16 protein-coding genes are annotated in these 16,547 nt (G+C 71.4%); 9 read left to right on the plus strand and 7 right to left on the minus strand.

From position 1 onward, the window contains the following. The first annotated feature begins 129 nt into the window (after positions 1-129). The gene (gene miaB, locus ACFYY8_RS21485; protein ID WP_390043454.1) at positions 130-1,629 is read left to right on the plus strand and encodes a tRNA (N6-isopentenyl adenosine(37)-C2)-methylthiotransferase MiaB; all 1,500 of its coding nucleotides are present in this window, start codon (positions 130-132) and stop codon (positions 1,627-1,629) included. A gap of 7 nt (positions 1,630-1,636) precedes the next feature. Here miaB and ACFYY8_RS21490 read toward each other — a convergent pair whose 3' ends face one another. Beyond that, complete coding sequence (locus ACFYY8_RS21490; protein ID WP_390043456.1) at positions 1,637-2,137, minus strand: hypothetical protein; 501 nt, start codon at positions 2,135-2,137, stop codon at positions 1,637-1,639. 358 nt (positions 2,138-2,495) lie between these two features. On the opposite strand from ACFYY8_RS21490, the gene ACFYY8_RS21495 reads away from it, so the two are divergent. Then, positions 2,496-3,191, plus strand: coding sequence for a class III extradiol dioxygenase subunit B-like domain-containing protein (locus ACFYY8_RS21495; RefSeq protein WP_390043458.1), 696 nt, complete (start codon positions 2,496-2,498; stop codon positions 3,189-3,191). A 7-nt stretch (positions 3,192-3,198) separates the two neighbouring features. Here ACFYY8_RS21495 and ACFYY8_RS21500 read toward each other — a convergent pair whose 3' ends face one another. Continuing rightward, a complete protein-coding gene (locus ACFYY8_RS21500) occupies positions 3,199-4,134 on the minus strand; it encodes a ribonuclease Z (protein ID WP_390043460.1) in 936 nt (311 codons plus the stop codon). A 130-nt stretch (positions 4,135-4,264) separates the two neighbouring features. Between ACFYY8_RS21500 and ACFYY8_RS21505 the strand changes: the two genes are divergently transcribed. Continuing rightward, the gene (locus tag ACFYY8_RS21505; RefSeq protein WP_390043462.1) at positions 4,265-4,795 is read left to right on the plus strand and encodes a methylated-DNA--[protein]-cysteine S-methyltransferase; all 531 of its coding nucleotides are present in this window, start codon (positions 4,265-4,267) and stop codon (positions 4,793-4,795) included. A 40-nt stretch (positions 4,796-4,835) separates the two neighbouring features. Here ACFYY8_RS21505 and ACFYY8_RS21510 read toward each other — a convergent pair whose 3' ends face one another. Beyond that, on the minus strand, positions 4,836-5,117 hold the full coding sequence (locus ACFYY8_RS21510) for an antitoxin (RefSeq protein WP_390043464.1): 282 nt from the start codon (positions 5,115-5,117) through the stop codon (positions 4,836-4,838). Between the two features lie 75 nt (positions 5,118-5,192). Between ACFYY8_RS21510 and miaA the strand changes: the two genes are divergently transcribed. The 6 genes from miaA (at position 5,193) to ACFYY8_RS21540 (ending at position 11,755) form a co-directional block, all read left to right on the plus strand. After that, positions 5,193-6,098, plus strand: a complete 906-nt coding sequence (miaA, locus tag ACFYY8_RS21515) for a tRNA (adenosine(37)-N6)-dimethylallyltransferase MiaA (RefSeq protein WP_390043466.1) — start codon at positions 5,193-5,195, stop codon at positions 6,096-6,098. Positions 6,099-6,118: 20 nt separating this feature from the next. Then, positions 6,119-6,925, plus strand: a complete 807-nt coding sequence (gene dapF / locus ACFYY8_RS21520; RefSeq protein WP_390043468.1) for a diaminopimelate epimerase — start codon at positions 6,119-6,121, stop codon at positions 6,923-6,925. Positions 6,926-7,047: 122 nt separating this feature from the next. Then, the gene (locus tag ACFYY8_RS21525; protein ID WP_390043470.1) at positions 7,048-9,324 is read left to right on the plus strand and encodes a tetratricopeptide repeat protein; all 2,277 of its coding nucleotides are present in this window, start codon (positions 7,048-7,050) and stop codon (positions 9,322-9,324) included. Between the two features lie 236 nt (positions 9,325-9,560). Next, positions 9,561-9,923, plus strand: a complete 363-nt coding sequence (locus ACFYY8_RS21530) for a phosphomannose isomerase type II C-terminal cupin domain (protein WP_352008570.1) — start codon at positions 9,561-9,563, stop codon at positions 9,921-9,923. Between the two features lie 132 nt (positions 9,924-10,055). After that, positions 10,056-10,727, plus strand: coding sequence for an HNH endonuclease family protein (locus ACFYY8_RS21535; protein ID WP_390043472.1), 672 nt, complete (start codon positions 10,056-10,058; stop codon positions 10,725-10,727). A gap of 104 nt (positions 10,728-10,831) precedes the next feature. Beyond that, positions 10,832-11,755: a hypothetical protein gene (locus tag ACFYY8_RS21540; protein ID WP_390043474.1), complete on the plus strand. Its 924-nt coding sequence runs from the start codon at positions 10,832-10,834 to the stop codon at positions 11,753-11,755. Positions 11,756-11,764: 9 nt separating this feature from the next. Here the strand turns inward: ACFYY8_RS21540 and ACFYY8_RS21545 are convergent, their stop codons facing one another. Genes ACFYY8_RS21545 through ACFYY8_RS21560 form a run of 4 tightly spaced genes read right to left on the minus strand, consistent with a single transcriptional unit; the run spans position 11,765 to position 16,519 of the window. After that, positions 11,765-12,547 (minus strand): IclR family transcriptional regulator, encoded by a 783-nt coding sequence (locus ACFYY8_RS21545; protein ID WP_390043476.1) that lies wholly within the window; start codon positions 12,545-12,547, stop codon positions 11,765-11,767. A 45-nt stretch (positions 12,548-12,592) separates the two neighbouring features. After that, positions 12,593-13,822, minus strand: a complete 1,230-nt coding sequence (locus ACFYY8_RS21550; RefSeq protein ID WP_390043478.1) for a (Fe-S)-binding protein — start codon at positions 13,820-13,822, stop codon at positions 12,593-12,595. A gap of 1 nt (position 13,823) precedes the next feature. After that, positions 13,824-15,062: an FAD-binding oxidoreductase gene (locus tag ACFYY8_RS21555; protein WP_390043480.1), complete on the minus strand. Its 1,239-nt coding sequence runs from the start codon at positions 15,060-15,062 to the stop codon at positions 13,824-13,826. Next, a complete protein-coding gene (locus ACFYY8_RS21560) occupies positions 15,062-16,519 on the minus strand; it encodes an FAD-linked oxidase C-terminal domain-containing protein (protein WP_390043482.1) in 1,458 nt (485 codons plus the stop codon). Before ACFYY8_RS21560 ends, ACFYY8_RS21555 begins: the two co-directional genes overlap by 1 nt. Between the last annotated feature and the right edge of the window lie 28 nt (positions 16,520-16,547).

A 16,547-nucleotide genomic window follows, 5' to 3' on the forward strand; every position in this document is an offset into this window, starting at 1 on the left:
CCGGCATAAAGGGCTGTTCGAATGGTTCGGCGGGATCCTCCCCGGTGATCCCCGGCGTGGCGTCCACAGGGAGGGGGGACGGCTCTGGCCGTACCTCGGGGTCGGCGGAGCGCCTACCCTTGTCTTGAGATGACTGCCACCGTGGAGAGCGCCCGCACGTACGAGGTTCGTACCTACGGGTGCCAGATGAACGTGCACGACTCCGAGCGCCTTTCCGGCCTTCTCGAGGACGCGGGCTACGTCCCCGCGCCCGAGGGGCAGGTCGCCGACGTGGTCGTGTTCAACACCTGCGCCGTGCGGGAGAACGCCGACAACCGGCTTTACGGCAACCTCGGGCACCTGCGCCCCTCGAAGGTCGGCAACCCCGGCATGCAGATCGCCGTCGGTGGCTGCCTGGCGCAGAAGGACCAGGGGGAGATCGTCCGCAGGGCGCCCTGGGTCGACGTGGTCTTCGGCACGCACAACATCGGCTCGCTGCCGGTGCTGCTTGAGCGGGCGCGTGTCCAGCAGGAGGCGCAGGTCGAGATCAAGGAGTCGCTGGAGACCTTCCCGAGCACGTTGCCGACCAAGCGCGAGTCGGCCTACGCCGCCTGGGTCTCGATCTCCGTCGGGTGCAACAACACCTGCACCTTCTGCATCGTGCCCTCGCTGCGCGGCAAGGAGAAGGACCGCCGTCCCGGCGACGTCCTCAGCGAGGTGCGGACCCTGGTCGACCAGGGGGTGCTGGAGATCACCCTCCTCGGCCAGAACGTCAACACCTACGGCGTCGAGTTCGGCGACAAGCTGGCCTTCGGCAAGCTCCTGAGGGCCTGCGGCGACGTCGAGGGTCTGGAGCGGGTCCGTTTCACCAGCCCGCACCCGGCCGCGTTCACCGACGACGTCATCGCGGCCATGGCCGAGACGCCCAACGTGATGCACCAGCTCCACATGCCCCTGCAGTCCGGCTCCGACCGGGTCCTGAAGGCGATGCGCCGCTCCTACCGGGCCGAGCGCTACCTGGGCATCATCGAGCGGGTCCGCGCCGCCATGCCCGACGCCGCCATCTCCACCGACATCATCGTCGGCTTCCCCGGCGAGACCGAGGAGGACTTCCAGGAGACCCTGGAGGTCGTGCGCCGTTCCCGCTTCGCCAACGCCTTCACCTTCCAGTACTCCATCCGTCCGGGCACGCCCGCGGCGACCATGGACGGGCAGGTGCCCAAGGAGGTCGTGCAGGAGCGCTACGAGCGTCTCGTGGCCCTGCAGAACGAGATCTCCTGGGAGGAGAACCGCAAGCAGGTCGGCCGGACGCTGGAGGTGCTGGTCGCCGAGGGCGAGGGCCGCAAGGACGAGGCGACCAACCGCCTGTCCGGCCGCGCCCCCGACAACCGCCTGGTCCACTTCACTCCGGGGGACGAGGTGCCCAGGCCTGGCGACATGGTCCGCGTCGAGGTCACCTACGCCGCGCCGCACCACCTGGTGGCCGACGGGCCCGCTCTCGAACTGCGCCGTACCCGCGCGGGGGACGCCTGGCAGGCCAGGCAGGGCGCTCCGGCGACGGGTGGTTCCGGCGTCATGCTCGGCATGCCGTCGATCGGCCGTCCCGCCGCCCCCGCGGTTCAGGACTCCGGCTGCTCCGTCCCCTCCTGAGCGTCGGTCAGCGGCCCGAGAGGCCGTCGAGCACGGCGTCGCAGTAGGCGCGGCGGATGCCGTCCAGCATGTCGCAGAAGCTCTGCGGCCTGGGCCTCCTCGCGGGGGCCGCGGGCCGCCCGATCGGTTTCTTGACCTTCGGGTGCCGCGGGACCTGACGCGGAGCCGGGTGCGTACGACCCCACGCGGTGCGCCCCTGCGGATGCGCGGGCGGCCGCAGGTGAGGACGCGCGGGCACGTGCGCCGGCAGGCGCTCGGCCCGGTGTCCCGTCTTACGGGCCACCGGCGGCACGAGCACGGCCGCGGGCCGAGGGGGAAGCGGCGGAGGGTACGGCGCGGCCACCGGTGTCCGCGTGACGACCCGGCTGAGGCCGGGGTTCGGCCCGGGGGCGGGCGGTTCCGGCGAGCCGGTGACGATCGCGACGCTGATCCCCGCCACCCCGGCGGCCACGACCACGCTCGCCAGGGCGTACGGCCACGCGTACGGCGCCCTCCCGGAGTATGACAAGCCGCACTTCCTTCCTGAGGCTTAAAGAGCCCGGGAACCCTGAGGGCCGCGGAGACCCGGAGAGTTCGGGGGCCGTCGGAGACTGGGGAACGTTTCGTGTTCCGTCCAGTTTGGCGCGCCACCCGGGGGTCCTGTGCGTGTTTTCCCTGGAGAACAGGTATTTCCGGCTCTTTCCCCGGACAGGCTTCCCGATGAGCGGGGAAACCCGGCGAGGGCGAAACGGCAAATATGGATCGATCCATTTTGCGCGCCCTATACAAGGCAACAGTGTGAAAAATCAGGAAATGTGAGAACCGCAGCGTTGTCCCCGAGACCGGAGGAGTGCGGGGCGGCCAAAGCGCTCCGTTAGTCTGACGAGGTGCTTGTCGCCGCGGCGGTCTGCCCGCATCCTCCGTTGCTGTTCCCCGAGCTGGCCGGTGAGGCCGCCACCGAGCTCGACGGGCTGAGGGCCGCCTGCGCGGCCGCGGTCGGCGGCCTGCGTGAGGCCGGGCCCCAGGCGGTCCTGGTGGTCGGCGGCGCGACCCGTGCCGGGGCGTACGGCCCGCACGCCGCGGGAAGCCTGGCGCCCTGGGGGGCCGACGTCCTGGTCGGCGCAGGTGAGCCCGTGCTGCCGCTCTCCCTGACGGCGGGCCGGTGGCTGCTCGACCGGGAGGGGATGGCCGCCACCGCCTTCCACGCCGTGCCGTTCGACGCCTCCGAGGAGGAGTGCGCACGGCTGGGGGCGCGGCTGGCCGAGGAACACGACAGGGTCGCGCTGCTGGTCATGGCCGACGGCTCCGCCCGGCTGACCGAGAAGTCACCGGGATATCTGGACCCGCGGGCGCTGCCGTACGACGCGGAGATCGTCGAGGCGCTGGGGCGGGGCGAGGTGCCGGAGCTCGACCGGGAACAGGCCGAGGAGCTGTGGGTCCAGGGCAGGGCCGCGCTACGGGTCCTGGCGGGGGCGGGCGGCCCCCTCGACGGGAGGGTCCTGTACGCCGACGCCCCCTACGGGGTCGGCTACTTCGTCGCCGCCCTCGCGTCCGGCTCTCCCACGGCCCCCACGGCCCCCTGAGGGGTCGTCAGCCCACGACGCGGACGCGGTGGGGTACGGCGATCCGTTCCAGGTCGTGTGCCAGGACGACGTCGCCGCCGAAGTGACGCCGGGTCTCGTCGAGGAAGCGGGTCTCGTCGTCGGCTCCGTAGCGTTCCGACAGGTGCGTCAGGACGAGACGGCGCACCCCGGACTCGGCGGCCACCAGGCCGGCCTGCTCCGCGGTCAGATGGCCGTAACGGGAGGCGAGCGCGGCCTCCCCGGAGAGGAACGTGGACTCGATCACCAGCAGGTCGACCCCCTCCGCGAGGGCGAACACCCCGTCGCACAGCCGGGTGTCCATCACGAAGGCGGCGCTCTGACCGGGGCGTGGCCTTGAGCACTCCGCGAGCCCGACCGTCGTGCCGTCGGGGGCGACGACCGTGCCCGTGCGCTGCAACTCCCCGATCGCGGGGCCGTGAAGACCTCGCGCGGCCAGCAGTTCCGGAACCATCCGGTGGCCGTCGGGCTCGTCGAGGCGGTAGCCGTAGGAGTCCACGGGATGGGACAGCGGGCGGGCGGTGAGGGTCACCGGTCCCGCGTCGAGGCGCGCCTCGTCCCCGGAGACGGGGTGTTCGGCGATGACCGAGGTGTCGGCGAAGGCGGTGGCGTGACGCAGGCGCCGCCAGTAGACCTCCCCGCTCGCGGGGAAGACCGCCGAGACCCGGTGGGCGACCCCGTCCCTGGCGATGCGCTGGACGATGCCGGGGACTCCCAGGCAGTGGTCACCGTGGAAGTGCGTGACGCAGATCCAGGTGACGTCGTGCGAGCCGACTCCCGCGTACAGCATCTGACGCTGGGTGCCCTCCCCGGGGTCGAACAGGAAGCCCTGGCCGTCCCAGCGCAGGAGGTAGCCGTTGTGGTTGCGGTGCCGGGTGGGAACCGCGCTTGAGGTACCGAGGACGACGAGTTCACGATGGGACACGAGCCGATGCTAGAGCCTGTTGATCGCGATCATCGGTGGGGAATACGGCTCCATGCGGCGCTCTTTCATGAAGAATGCCGTTACCTGTCGTGGTCGACGGGGGCCGGGGACGCACTCACAAGGGGGACACATGGCGGCAACCGTGGCGTTCGGGACGGTCCAGACGCCCTTGGGGGAGATGCTCGCCGCCGTCACCGAGGACGGGGTCGCCGGAGTCGGCTGGACCCACCGTAGCGGGAGCCTCAGGGCGCGCATGCTGGCGGGTCTCGGCCTGGCGGAGACCGACGACCAGGACAGGACGGCTCCGGTGCTCGGCGAGCTCGCCGAGTACTACGCGGGCAGGCTGCGGACCTTCCGCGTCCCCGTCGACTGGCGGCTGACCTCACCCGTCCAGCGCAGGGTGCTCGGCACGCTGTACGAGACGGTCGGCTACGGCAGGGCCGTGACGTACGGCGAGCTGGCCGCGCGCAGCGGCACGGGTGTCCCGGCGCGGGCCATCGGGTCGATCATGGGGGCCAACCCCATCCCGATCATCGTCCCCTGCCACCGGGTGGTCGCCGGAAACGGGCTCGGCGGGTTCAGCGGGGGAGAGGGCGTGGAGTCCAAGCGCTGGCTGCTCACCCTTGAGGGTTATCTGCAGCCGACCCTCGACTGGGACTGAAAGGCCCTCTCACCTCCGCGCCCACCGAGCCTGGAGTCCGTCAGACGGCGGGTGGGTCGATCCTGCCCTCGTCGGAGCGGCCCTGGCCCGGGTATCCCGGGGAGGCGTCCTGTCCGGGAGGCCGTGGCGTGCCGTCCGGTTCGTCGATTCTGTCGGCCATCTCCTTCGCCTTGGCGGCCGCGGTGTCGATGTGCTGGTCGTACTTGCCGCCCGTCTTCTCCTTGGCCATCCGCGCCGCCTGGTCCACGCCCTGCTTGGCGAGTTCCTCGGCCTTGGCGCTGTGGTCGCCGAGCATGTTCTTGACCTTGTCGAAGATCGACATGGGTGAATCCCCCGATCCGATGCGACGAATCATCGTCATCCCATGCATACCCAGGGAGTTGACACACTTATCACCGTGCGCCAGCTACCAGTCATCGCCGTCGTGGGTCCCACCGCCGCGGGCAAGTCCGACCTCGCCGTCGACCTCGCCCTCGAACTGGGGGGTGAGGTGATCAACACCGACTCCATGCAGTTCTACCGGGGAATGGACATCGGGACGGCCAAACTGACCATCGGGGAACGGCGCGGGGTCCCGCACCACCTGCTCGACATCTGGGAGGTGACCAGGACCGCGAGCGTCGCGGAGTACCAGTCGCTGGCCAGGCCGCTGATCGACGACATGCTGGCCAGGGGGGTCGTGCCCATCCTGGCCGGGGGGTCGGGGCTCTACGTGCGGGCCGCGCTCGACGACCTGGAGTTCCCCGGCACCGACCCCGGCATCCGCGCCAGGCTGGAGGCCGAGCTCGAACGCGTGGGAACCGCTCCCCTGTACGAACGGCTCCGCGAACTCGACCCGAAGGCCGCCGGGGCGATCCTGCCGGGCAACGGCCGCAGGATCGTCCGCGCGCTCGAGGTCATCGAACTGTCCGGGAGACCTTTCTCGGCCACCATGCCCTCCTACGACGCGATCTACCACAGCGTCCAGCTGGGGGTCGAGGTGCCCAGGGAGGTCCTCGACGAGCGGGTCGCCGTACGGGTCGAGCGGATGTGGGAGGCCGGGCTGGTCGAGGAGGTCGGACGGCTGGCCGCGCACGGCCTCGCCGAGGGCCGTACGGCCAGCCGCGCGCTCGGCTACGCCCAGGTTCTGCGCTTCCTGGACGGCGAGTGGACCGAGGAGCAGGCGAAACAGGAGACGATCCGGGCCACCCGCAGGTTCGTCCGCCGTCAGGAGTCGTGGTTCCGGCGCGACCCACGGGTGCGCTGGCTGCCCCAGCGGGAGCCCGACCTGCTGGGCAGGGCGCTCGCGCTGATACCCCGGTAGGGCGCCGATAGAGTTGGAACATGCGATTCGTCAAGGGCCACGGCACAGAGAACGACTTCGTGATCATCCCCGACCTCGACGGCGAGCTGGAGCTCTCGGCGGCGTTCGTCGCCGCGGTGTGCGACCGGCGCGCGGGGATCGGGGCGGACGGGGTGCTGCACGTGATGCCCACCAAGCTCAGCCCCGAGGTCGCCGACCAGGCGGGCCGGGCCGAGTGGTTCATGGACTACCGCAACGCCGACGGCAGCGTCGCGCAGATGTGCGGCAACGGTGTGCGGGTCTTCGCCCGCTACCTGGTCGACTCGTGCCTGGCGGACGCCGGCGAGTTCGGGGTCGCGACCAGGGGAGGCGTCAAGCGCGTACGGCTGGCCGAGACCGGCGACGTGACCGTGGAGATGGGGCGGCCGAAGACGTTCGGCGAGAGCGCGACGACCGTCTCGGGAAAGCACTACGAGGGGCTCCACGTCGACATGGGCAACCCCCACCTGGCATGTGTCATCGGCGATCCGGTCGCCCAGCTCGACCTGTCCCGCCAGCCCGGCTTCGACCCCGCCGTGTTCCCCGAGGGGGTGAACATCGAGCTGCTCAACCCGGTCGGGGAGCGCCGCGTGGTGATGCGGGTCTTCGAGCGCGGCTCCGGCGAGACGCGCTCCTGCGGGACCGGCGCCGTCGCCTCGGCCGTCGCCGCGGCCCGGCTGGCGGGGGAGACCACGGGCACCTGGGCGGTCGAGGTGCTCGGCGGCACGGTGACCGTCACCCTCGAAGAGGACACCAGTTACCTGGCCGGGCCCGCCGTGATGGTCGCCTCGGGGGAGTTGAACCTGTGAGCTCGCGGGAGCGCTCTCACAGCCCGACGCGGCGAACTCCACCGAACCGGGTGAATCACATGGCCAATCGGGATGGCGCAGTCGTTTGGGGCACGGTCGCCGACCTGGCAGACTGACGTCCCATGGACGTGGACATCTGGGCCTGGGTGGGCGACACCCAGCGGCAACTGCACGAAGCCGGGAACACCGGCCTGGCCATGGCGATCGGCGACGTGCCCGCGCAGGCGCTGGAGGGCCGGTACGCGCAGCTCGACGTGCTCGCGCCGGCCATCGCACAGCAGGCGCAGAACCTGGGACTGCCCTGGCTGGAGTTCTACGCCCGCTACTGGCACCTGATCGGCCGCGTCGGCGACCGCGCCCAGGGGGCCGTCGCCCTCGCCGACGCCGAGACGCTGGTCGAGCTCTCCCAGCGGGAGGACATCCGTGAATGTCCCGGAGCGCCCGGGGCCGTGACGGCACTGGCCCTCACCCAGGCGAACACCGACGGTCCCGGCTACGCCGACGAGCGGCTGGCGGCCCTCGGCGCCCTCGGGGTCGAGCCGGACTCGCTGGCCTTCTCCTCCGTCGCGGAGCAGTACGTCTCGGCTCTGCTGGACGCGGGCCGCGCCGAGGAGGCGGTCACCTACGCCGAGTCCGCGGTCGGCAGGCTCGGAGCCGCCGACAGGCAGGCGAGCTGGGAGCTCGGCGCCGCCTCCGCCCGCGCCCTCCTGGCCGCGGGACGCGCCCAGGACGCGCTCACCGCGCTCGACGCGGCGGCCGGGTTCAAGCCCGACGACCCCGTGGCCAAGGAGCACCGTGAGGGCGTGCTGCGCTCGCTCGTGCTCGCCGTGCTCGGCAAGCCGCAGGAGTCCGTCGACGCGCTGCCCGACCTGGACGTGGTCGGCGACCACCCGCGGGTGTGGGCCGAGTGGGCGCGGGCCATCCGTGAGCTCGCCGGATTCGCGAAGATCACCAACACCTGGCAGCTCGGCCGGGTGCTCAAGCAGTGGATCGACTACTTCGCCATGATGGGCGGCTACCACACGCGGGTCGAGCTGGCGCTGGTCGCCGGGGACCTGGCGGTGAGCAGGCAGAGCGTCTGGCAGGCCAGGCAGCTGGCCGACATCGCCGAGTCCGCGGTGGGCGAGCTGAAGTCCGCCGGGAGCATCGCCGAGCGGATCGCCGCGCTGCGCGCCGCCGCGGACGCGGTCGAGGAGCCGGAGGCGCCGGGTCCCGAGGCCGAGCTGGTCGAGTACTTCGACGCGGCCGACGGCTTCAACGCCGACCCCGAGCGCTGGGTCGGCTGGCTGGCCCCGCTCTCCGGCCGTGACCTGCCCGCCACCCGCAGGCACACCACCACGCTGGGCTTCCTCGGCTACCCGGCCAGGGGCGCCGACATCTACTGGACCATGCTGGTCGAGTCGGGCGACATCGAGACCGCCGATCAGCAGGACGTCTCCTACCTCACCGGCCTGCTGATCGAGGCCCGTCAGGACGAGCGCCTCGAGCAGATGGCGCAGCGGCTCCCCGAGGCTCAGCGTCACCTGTCCCTGGGCCGTCTGTACCGCGCGCGGGAGCGCTGGGAGCAGGCCGCCGCCGAGGGTGAGGCCGCGGTCGCCGCGGGCGCGGGCATCGAGGCGAGCCGTCTGTGGGCCGCCGCCGTACAGCAGAGCGGCGACAACGCCAAGGGCGCCGCGATCCTGCGTGACGCGCTCGATTCGGAGGAGATCGAGCCGGAGGACATCTGGCGGATGATCACCATGGCCACGGCCGCCGAAGACTGGGAGACCGTCCGCGCGGGCACCACCAAGCTCGGCATGCCGCTGCAGTCGACGGAGGGGCCGATCGAGGAGGAGATGGGCCTGGTGCGCATCGTCCTGCCCGCTCCCGACGGCAGCCAGCGCGTGGTCATCAGCCTGCGCACCGGCCCCGCCACGGCCAGGCTGGCCATCCCGCAGCCGACCGGCATGGACTACAACGCCGGTGACCTGGTCGTCTTCGACCCGCAGCTGCTGGAGCCGATCCCGGAGAGCCAGGAGGAGCAGGAGGGCTTCATCCCGCCGTTCGCCGCGGTCAGCATGCTCCGCCCGGGTGGGTACAGCAGCTGGTTCTTCGACGGCGCCGCTCCGAGCGAGGCCGACTGGACCGAGTTCAACGAGGTCATGGCCGAGCGCGGCTGGCCGATGTGGGTCTACAGCGACGACAGCTACACGGTCGCGCACCCGACCTCCGGCGAGCGGCTGCCCGGCGTCTTCGGCTGGATCGCGATCCCGCCGGACGTCACGCCGGTCGAGCTCGACGCGGTGCTCGACGACGCGACCGAGCGCTGGGTGCATCCGCTGGCCTGGCTCGACCTCGCCAAGGCCGTCGACGTCGAGGTCGAGAGGCACGAGCGCATCGTCAAGGAGTACGGCCTGTAGCCGTGCCCGTATCCGTGCCGCCCGGAGTCGTCTCCTCCGGGCGGCGCGTACTGCCTGCCCGTGGGCTGCGAGGCCGTGGCGGCGGGTTCCGCGTGGCGAGTGCGGCGATCCCCGTGAATTCTCGTAACGTGAGGTAATCGTCTCACCTGAGTTAAGCATCCAGTTTCATGGAACATGCGCGCTCGTTACGTGGACATGTCACAGTTCCTGTACTCAGGTGAGTGGATGGAGGCATCTTGCAGGACATCGACCGGCTCGGCGCGGTGATCCGGGACGAGCGCCCGTGGGGTGCTTTCGAACGGTACACACTCAACGAGACGTCCACGGTGAAGATCATCGAAGTGGCGCCGGGGCAGCGGCTCAGCCTGCAGCGGCACGAGCACCGTGACGAGCTCTGGGTCGCCCTCGACCCCGGCGCGGTGTTCGAGATCGACGGTGAGCGGATCGAGCCCGCCGTCGGCGACCGGGTGCTCATCAGGGCGGGGCAGACTCACCGGCTCAGCTCGTCGGGCAAGGCGACCCGGATCCTGGAGATCGCCTTCGGATACTTCGACGAGGACGACATCGAGCGGCTTGAGGACTCCTACGGCCGCGTCTGAGGGGTTACTTACCATCGCGTCCTGAAACAGGTAATGAGGGTTACGGCGTGTGACCTTATGATTGATGACGGTGGATGCGGGTAGTTGGCCGCTTCGTCATCGCTGAAGTCGTAATTCGTCATAAGGGGTGCCATGCTGCGGTCGGCGCTTGGTCGGGGAGCGGTCGCCGCGGCGGTCGCGTTCACTCTGGCGGGATGCGGTCTCACCGGGCAGGCGGGCGGGGGGTCGTCGGCCGTCCAGGGGAAGTCCGCCGCCGAGTCCCTCGGCGAGCTGGACAGGCTGCAGGTCAAGGGGCGTGCCCCGATGACCGGCTTCGACCGCGGGGAGTTCGGCCCCGCCTGGTCCGACGTCGACCACAACGGCTGTGACACCCGCAACGACATCCTCAAGCGCGACTTGAAGGACGAGACCTTCAAGTCGGGCACTCATGACTGCATCGTGCTGACCGGGGTCCTCGACGACCCCTACAGCGGCAAGACCATCAAGTTCGAGCGCGGCCAGAAAACCAGCTCCGCGGTGCAGATCGACCATGTGGTCGCGCTGGCCGACGCCTGGCAGAAGGGCGCGCAGCAGTGGCCGGAGGGCAAGCGCAAGGAACTGGCCAACGACCCGCTGAACCTGCTGGCCGTCGACGGGCCGCTGAACAGTCAGAAGGGCGCCGGTGACGCGGCCACCTGGCTCCCGCCGCGCGGCGCCTACCGGTGCACCTATGTCTCACGCCAGATCCAGGTGAAGGCCAAGTACGGTCTGTGGGTGACGTCCGCGGAGAAGGACGCCATGCGGAAGATCCTCAACTCCTGCTGACGGGCCGCCCACGGTCGCATCCGGTCACGTCGCTCGCTCGTGATGTGACGGTAATAGGATCCGCCTTTGACAAATGGATATAAGGCGGATGTAAAGGATGGGCGATGAGCGCTAAGGGACCGGTCGGCAAACGGAGGTCGCTGCGGATCTACCTGATCGCGGTGCCCCTGCTGGTGGTGTGCGCGGTGATCCTCAGCGGCTGCTCGCGGGTGAGCACCCAGCCCGACGAGATGGTCCTGCACTACGCCGGCGGTCTCTTCGAGCCGATCAAGTTCGAGCGTTGTATCAACCCCTCAAGCGGCGCGACGCTGCTCGGCCCCGGCGACACCCCCTACTCCTACCCGTTCGGACAGCGGACCTTCGACTTCTCCGAGGCCAAGGACGCCGAGTCCAAGCCGTTGTCCGTCGTGTCCAAGGACAACGTCGAAATGACGGTGTCCGGGGTCGCGACGTTCACCCTCAACACCGAGTGCAAGACGCTGCAGCGCTTCCACGAGAAGATCGGGCTGAAGTTCCGCGCCTACTACGAGGACGGTCAGTCCGAGGGCTGGGGGCGGATGCTCAACCTGTACATGCGGGTGCCGCTCGACCGCGCGATGGACGCCGCCTCCCAGGAGTTCGAGTGGCGGGGGCTGTTCAACGACCCGAAGGTGAAGCAGGCCTGGGAGGCCAGGGTCGGCGTGCTGGCCAGGCAGTTCATCGAGGAGACGGGCGGAGCCGACTACTTCTGCAACCCCAACTACACCGGCAGCGGCCAGTGCGGTGACATCTCCCTGACCATCCAGAAGCCCGAGCCGCCCGAGGCGCTGGTGAACGCCCTGGCCGACGAGCAGGCCGCCAAGACCGAGAACATCGCCCAGGCGCAGCGCAACGCGAAGGTCCGCACCGAGATGGAGTCCATCAAGGACCTCGTCAAGGTCCTGGGACCCCAGGGCGCCGTGCTCTGGCAGGCCATCCAGAAGGGCCAGGTCTCCGTGGTCCCGGTTCCCCAGGGCAGCAACCTCAACATCACCCCGCCCACCCGGTAACCGGCGGGGTCACGCGCCCAGCACGGCGCCGAAGTCGCGGGCGATCCCCCGCATGCCCTCCGCGAGCTCCTCCCGGTCGAGCGCCTCGATCCGCCCGGCCGGGCCGGAGATCGACATCGCGGCGACCGTCCGCGCGCCGTCGCGCACCCCGACGGCCAGGCAGTGCACGCCGAGTTCCTCCTCGCCCAGGTCCACGGCGTAGCCCCGCTCACGCACCCGCCGCAGCTCCTCCAGCATGCCGGGCAGGTCGACGACCGTGTTGGCGGTGCGCCTGGGCATGCCGGTGCGCCCGACCAGCGCCGCCACCTCGTCGTCGGCGCGGTCGGCCATCAGGACCTTCCCCACCGCCGTGCTGTGCGGCAGCACCCGCCTGCCGACCTCGGCGAACATCCGCAGCCTCCGGGGAGAGGGCACCTGGGCGACGTAGACGACGAAGTCACCTTCGAGCACCGCCAGGTTGGCCGTCTCACCGGACAGTTCGACCATCCTCGTGAGGTACGGCTGCGCCAGCGTCGCGACCATGCGCTCGGCGACCCCGCCGAGCCGTACCAGGGCGCCGCCGAGCGCGTAGCGGCGGTCGGACTCCTGACGTACGTAACCGCGCGCCAGCAGGGTGCGCAGCAACCGGTGGATCGTCCCGTACGGCAGGCCGGTCCCGGCCGCGATCTCCGAGAGCCCGGCCTCCCCGCCCCGTTCGGCGAGCGCCTCGAGCACGTCGAGCGCCCGGTCGACCGACTGCACGGTGCCGCCCGAGGAGACCGGGGCGGCGGTTCCGTGTCGTGCGTCGCTCATATCCGTTTTGTCCATGCGGTCCGTTCCTGTTCCTTGTTCCCGCGTTCACCACGCCCGGTCCAGGCCGCGCAGGGAGGCGTCAAGCACCTGGGCGACGTGCGCGACGGGGATCGGGTCCATGCCGCGGCGGCGGACGGCCGAGGTGATCTGCAGGGTGCAGCCGGGGTTGGCCGAGACCAGCAGGTCGGCGCCGGTGGCCAGCACCCGTTCCGCCTTGCGGTCGCCGAGGTCGCGCGCGGCCTCGGGCTGCAGGAGATTGTAGGTCCCCGCGGAGCCACAGCAGATGGACGATTCGGCGATCTCCACCAGCCTGAGCCCGGGAACGGCCGACAGCAGCGCCCTGGGCTGGGCGCGGATCCCCTGCGCGTGCGCCAGATGACAGGCGTCGTGGTAGGCCACGGTCAGCGGCAGCGGGTGCCGCCGGGCCACGGGGCCGAGCTCGGCGAGGTACTCCGACAGGTCCACGACCCTGACGGCCCCGGCCCGTTCCGGCCCGAGCAGGTCGTCGTACTCCTTCATGGTCGATCCACAGCCCGCGGCGTTGACCACGACCGTGTCCACCCCCGCGCGCTCGAAGGCCGCCATCGTCCGATCCGCGAGTCGTTCGGCCTGTTCCGGCCGTCCCGAGTGCAGGGACAGGGCCCCGCAGCAGCCCTGCGCGGGCGGGATCACCACCTCGCAGCCCTCCATCGCCAGCACCCTGGCGGTGGCCGCGTTGACCTGGGGGAAGAAGGCGCCCTGGACGCAACCGGTGAGCATGCCGACCGTGGCCCTGCGCGGCCCGACCGGCCTGACCCTGTGCGGCAGCCGTACCCGGGCGGGGACCGGGGGCGCCAGCTCGGCCATCGCGGCCAGGACCGGGCTGATCCGCCCCAGCCTCGGGGCGAGCCTGCGGCGCGCGCCCTCGGTGAGCCGCAACGGCAGCCGCATCGCCCGCAGCCGCCGGGGGTAGGGGAACAGCCGGAAGACCAGGGCACGCAGCGCCCGATCCTGGAGCGGCCTGCGGTGGACCCGCTCCACCTCGGCCCTGGTCTGCTCGATCAGCCGGTCGTACCTCACCCCGGACGGGCAGGCCGTCACGCACGCCATGCACCCGAGGCAGGCGTCGAAGTGCCCGGCCATCTCCGGGGTCAGGGGTGTGCCCTCCACGTGCTGGCCCATGAGGTGGATCCGGCCACGGGGGGAGTCCATCTCCTCGCCCCACAGCACGTAGGTCGGGCACGTCGGCAGGCAGAACCCGCAGTGCACGCAGTCGCCGATCAGCTCAGGGTCCATCTCAGATCCCTCCGACGAACCGGCCGGGGGACATCCTCCGGTCCGGATCGAACCGTTCCTTGACCCGCCGCATCAACGGCAGCGCGCCGGTCGGCCCCCACCTGTCGATCCCCTCGTCCCGTCCGTACGGCGCGGCGAGGACGACCAGGCGGCCGCCGAGCACGCCGAGCCGGTCGCGCACGGCCGGGACGAACGCCGGGAGCGCCTCCGGCGGTGGAGCGGCCCACAGGACCCCCGAGGCGGCCGAGCCCCGGATCCGGGCGGACGGCTCACACGCCGTGACCGCCCGCAGCGCCCGGCCGACTCCGGCGGGAGGCAGGCGCAGCTCGCACAGCGCCCCGCCGGGGTCACCGGGCAGGGAGTTCCACCAGCCGGGCGCGCCGTCGCCGGTCCACGCCGGACGTCCACGGGCCAGCTCCAGGACGGCCGTCGCCCGTTCTCCGGCCGCCGTCCCCTCGACGAGGGCCGTGACGAGCGGCCCGTCCCCGTCCCCCGGCCAGTCGACCTCGACGGCGCAGGGTTCGGCCTGCGAGGCGGTCAGGTCGGCCACGAGCTCGTCGAGGGCCGCGAACGGGTCCGGCTCCCGGCCAAGCCCGACGGTGATCCAGCGGCGCTCTGGCGGGGACGGGTGAAGGCGGAAGACGGCCTCGGTGACGACGCCGAGCGTGCCGTAGGAGCCACACAGGAGCTTGCCGAGGTCGTAGCCCGCGACGTTCTTGACGACCCGGCCGCCGGAGGTCGCGGCCGTGCCGTCGGCCAGGACCACGGTGACGCCGATCAGCAGGTCGCGGGCGGTGCCGTACCTGAACCTTCGGGGGCCTGCGACGCCGGTGGCGAGCGTGCCGCCGACGGTTCCCGCGCCGAGCGGGTTGTCCAGGGCCAGCTCCTGGGCGACGCCGGGGAAGGAGGCCAGCGCGCCGAGGGGGAGGCCGGCGCAGACCCTGACGACCAGGTCGCCTGGGGAGTGCTCGACGGTCGTCTCACCGTCGAGGGTCAGGCGGCCGGTGCGGAGCAGCAGGTCGCAGCGCTCGGGAGGGTTCCCCCAGCCCAGCTTCGTACCGTCTCCGGCGGGGACGACGGCGAGGTCGTGCTCGGCGGAGACCCGCATCAACGTGGAGACCTCGGCGGTGGTCCTCGGCAGCGCGACCCAGCGGGGCACGACCCCGGCGACGGCGTCCCCGGGCTCTGCGGGCCGGACCGTCACGCCCGTTCCGCGCAGCGCCTCGAACGGGGGCGCCATCAGAACTGCTCCGCCTGTCCGGACTCGACCAGCGGATGCGCGCCTTTGCGCACTCCGGGGACCTCGCCGCACAGCCGTGGGGTCGGGAAGATCTTGCCCGGATTCGACAGGCCCGCCGGGTCGAAGGCGCAACGTACCAGCTGCATGGTCGCAAGATCCTCGTCAGAGAACATTTTCGTCATATATCGGGACTTGTCGACGCCTACTCCGTGTTCCCCGGTGATCGAGCCGCCATGCTCGACGCAGAGGTCGAGAATCCTGCCGGAGACCAGCTCGGCCCGCTCGGCGGCCCCGGGCTCACCGTCGTCGAACAGCACCAGCGGATGCAGGTTGCCGTCCCCGGCGTGGAAGACGTTGGCCACCCGGATGCCGTGCTCCCGGGAGATGCGGTCGATGTCCGCCAGCACCTCCGGCAGCGCGGTCCTGGGCACCACCCCGTCCTGCACGATGTAGGCCGGGCTGATCCGGCCGACCGCCGCGAAGGCCGACTTGCGGCCCTTCCAGACGGCCGCCCGCTCCGCCGGGTCCGCCGCCGTGCGCAACTCGAAGGCGCCGTTCTCCTCGCAGATCCGCCGCACCTCGGCGAACTGGTGCGCGACCTCGGGGGCGGGGCCGTCCAGCTCGACGATGAGCACGGCCCCGGCGCCCTCGGGGTAGGCGCAGGCGACCGCCGCCTCCGCGGCCTCGATCGCCAGGGCGTCCATCATCTCGATCGCCGCGGGCAGGATGCCGCCGCCGATGATCGCCGAGACCGCCCGGCCGCCCCCCTCGACGTCGTCGAAGGCCGCCAGCAGCGTCGTCACGGCCTGCGGGGCCCTCGTCAGCCGTACGGTGACCTTGGTGGTGACGCCGAGCGTGCCCTCCGAGCCGACGAAGGCGCCCAGCAGGTCGTAGCCGGGATCGTTGTTCGACAGCTCGACGATGTCGCCGTCCGGGGTGACGACCTCCAGGGCGAGCACGTGGTTGACCGTGAAGCCGTACTTCAGGCAGTGGGCGCCGCCGGAGTTCTCCGCGACGTTGCCGCCGATGGAGCAGACCTGCTGGCTTGAGGGGTCGGGAGCGTAGTAGTAACCCAGGTCGCGGACCGCCTCGGTGATCGCCAGGTTGGTGACCCCGGGCTCGACGACGGCACGCCGGTTCGGCAGGTCGATCGACAGGATCCGCCGCATCCTGGAGGTGACGACGAGCACCCCGTCCGTCCTCGGCAGCGCCCCGCCGGACAGGCCGGTCCCCGCGCCCCTGGCCACGAACGGCACGCCGTGGCGGACGCAGACCCGCACCACGGCCGCGACCTGCTCGGCGGTCTCCGGCAGCACGACGACGCCGGGACTCGCACGATGGTGGGTCAGGCCGTCGCACTCGTAGGTGCGCAGCCGTACGGGATCGGTGATCACCGAGCCGGGACCGAGGATCTCCAGGAACCGCCGGACCGGTTCGTCGAGGGCGTTCTCCGGCATCGCGCCTCCCTTCCCCTGCGGGGCCCGC

This window comes from Streptosporangium sp. NPDC001559, from assembly GCF_042893955.1.
Taxonomy (GTDB): Bacteria; Actinomycetota; Actinomycetes; order Streptosporangiales; family Streptosporangiaceae; genus Streptosporangium.

What these genes read in the sequence shown, in the direction of transcription:
- miaB (WP_390043454.1), top strand. Translation starts at nt 130, where the DNA reads ATGACTGCCACCGTGGAGAGCGCCCGCACGTACGAGGTTCGTACCTAC.
- ACFYY8_RS21505 (WP_390043462.1), top strand. Translation starts at nt 4,265, where the DNA reads ATGGCGGCAACCGTGGCGTTCGGGACGGTCCAGACGCCCTTGGGGGAG.
- ACFYY8_RS21510 (WP_390043464.1), bottom strand. Translation starts at nt 5,117, where the DNA reads ATGTCGATCTTCGACAAGGTCAAGAACATGCTCGGCGACCACAGCGCC.
- dapF (WP_390043468.1), top strand. Translation starts at nt 6,119, where the DNA reads ATGCGATTCGTCAAGGGCCACGGCACAGAGAACGACTTCGTGATCATC.
- ACFYY8_RS21525 (WP_390043470.1), top strand. Translation starts at nt 7,048, where the DNA reads ATGGACGTGGACATCTGGGCCTGGGTGGGCGACACCCAGCGGCAACTG.
- ACFYY8_RS21535 (WP_390043472.1), top strand. Translation starts at nt 10,056, where the DNA reads ATGCTGCGGTCGGCGCTTGGTCGGGGAGCGGTCGCCGCGGCGGTCGCG.
- ACFYY8_RS21540 (WP_390043474.1), top strand. Translation starts at nt 10,832, where the DNA reads ATGAGCGCTAAGGGACCGGTCGGCAAACGGAGGTCGCTGCGGATCTAC.
- ACFYY8_RS21545 (WP_390043476.1), bottom strand. Translation starts at nt 12,547, where the DNA reads ATGAGCGACGCACGACACGGAACCGCCGCCCCGGTCTCCTCGGGCGGC.
- ACFYY8_RS21550 (WP_390043478.1), bottom strand. Translation starts at nt 13,822, where the DNA reads ATGGACCCTGAGCTGATCGGCGACTGCGTGCACTGCGGGTTCTGCCTG.
- ACFYY8_RS21555 (WP_390043480.1), bottom strand. Translation starts at nt 15,062, where the DNA reads ATGGCGCCCCCGTTCGAGGCGCTGCGCGGAACGGGCGTGACGGTCCGG.
- ACFYY8_RS21560 (WP_390043482.1), bottom strand. Translation starts at nt 16,519, where the DNA reads ATGCCGGAGAACGCCCTCGACGAACCGGTCCGGCGGTTCCTGGAGATC.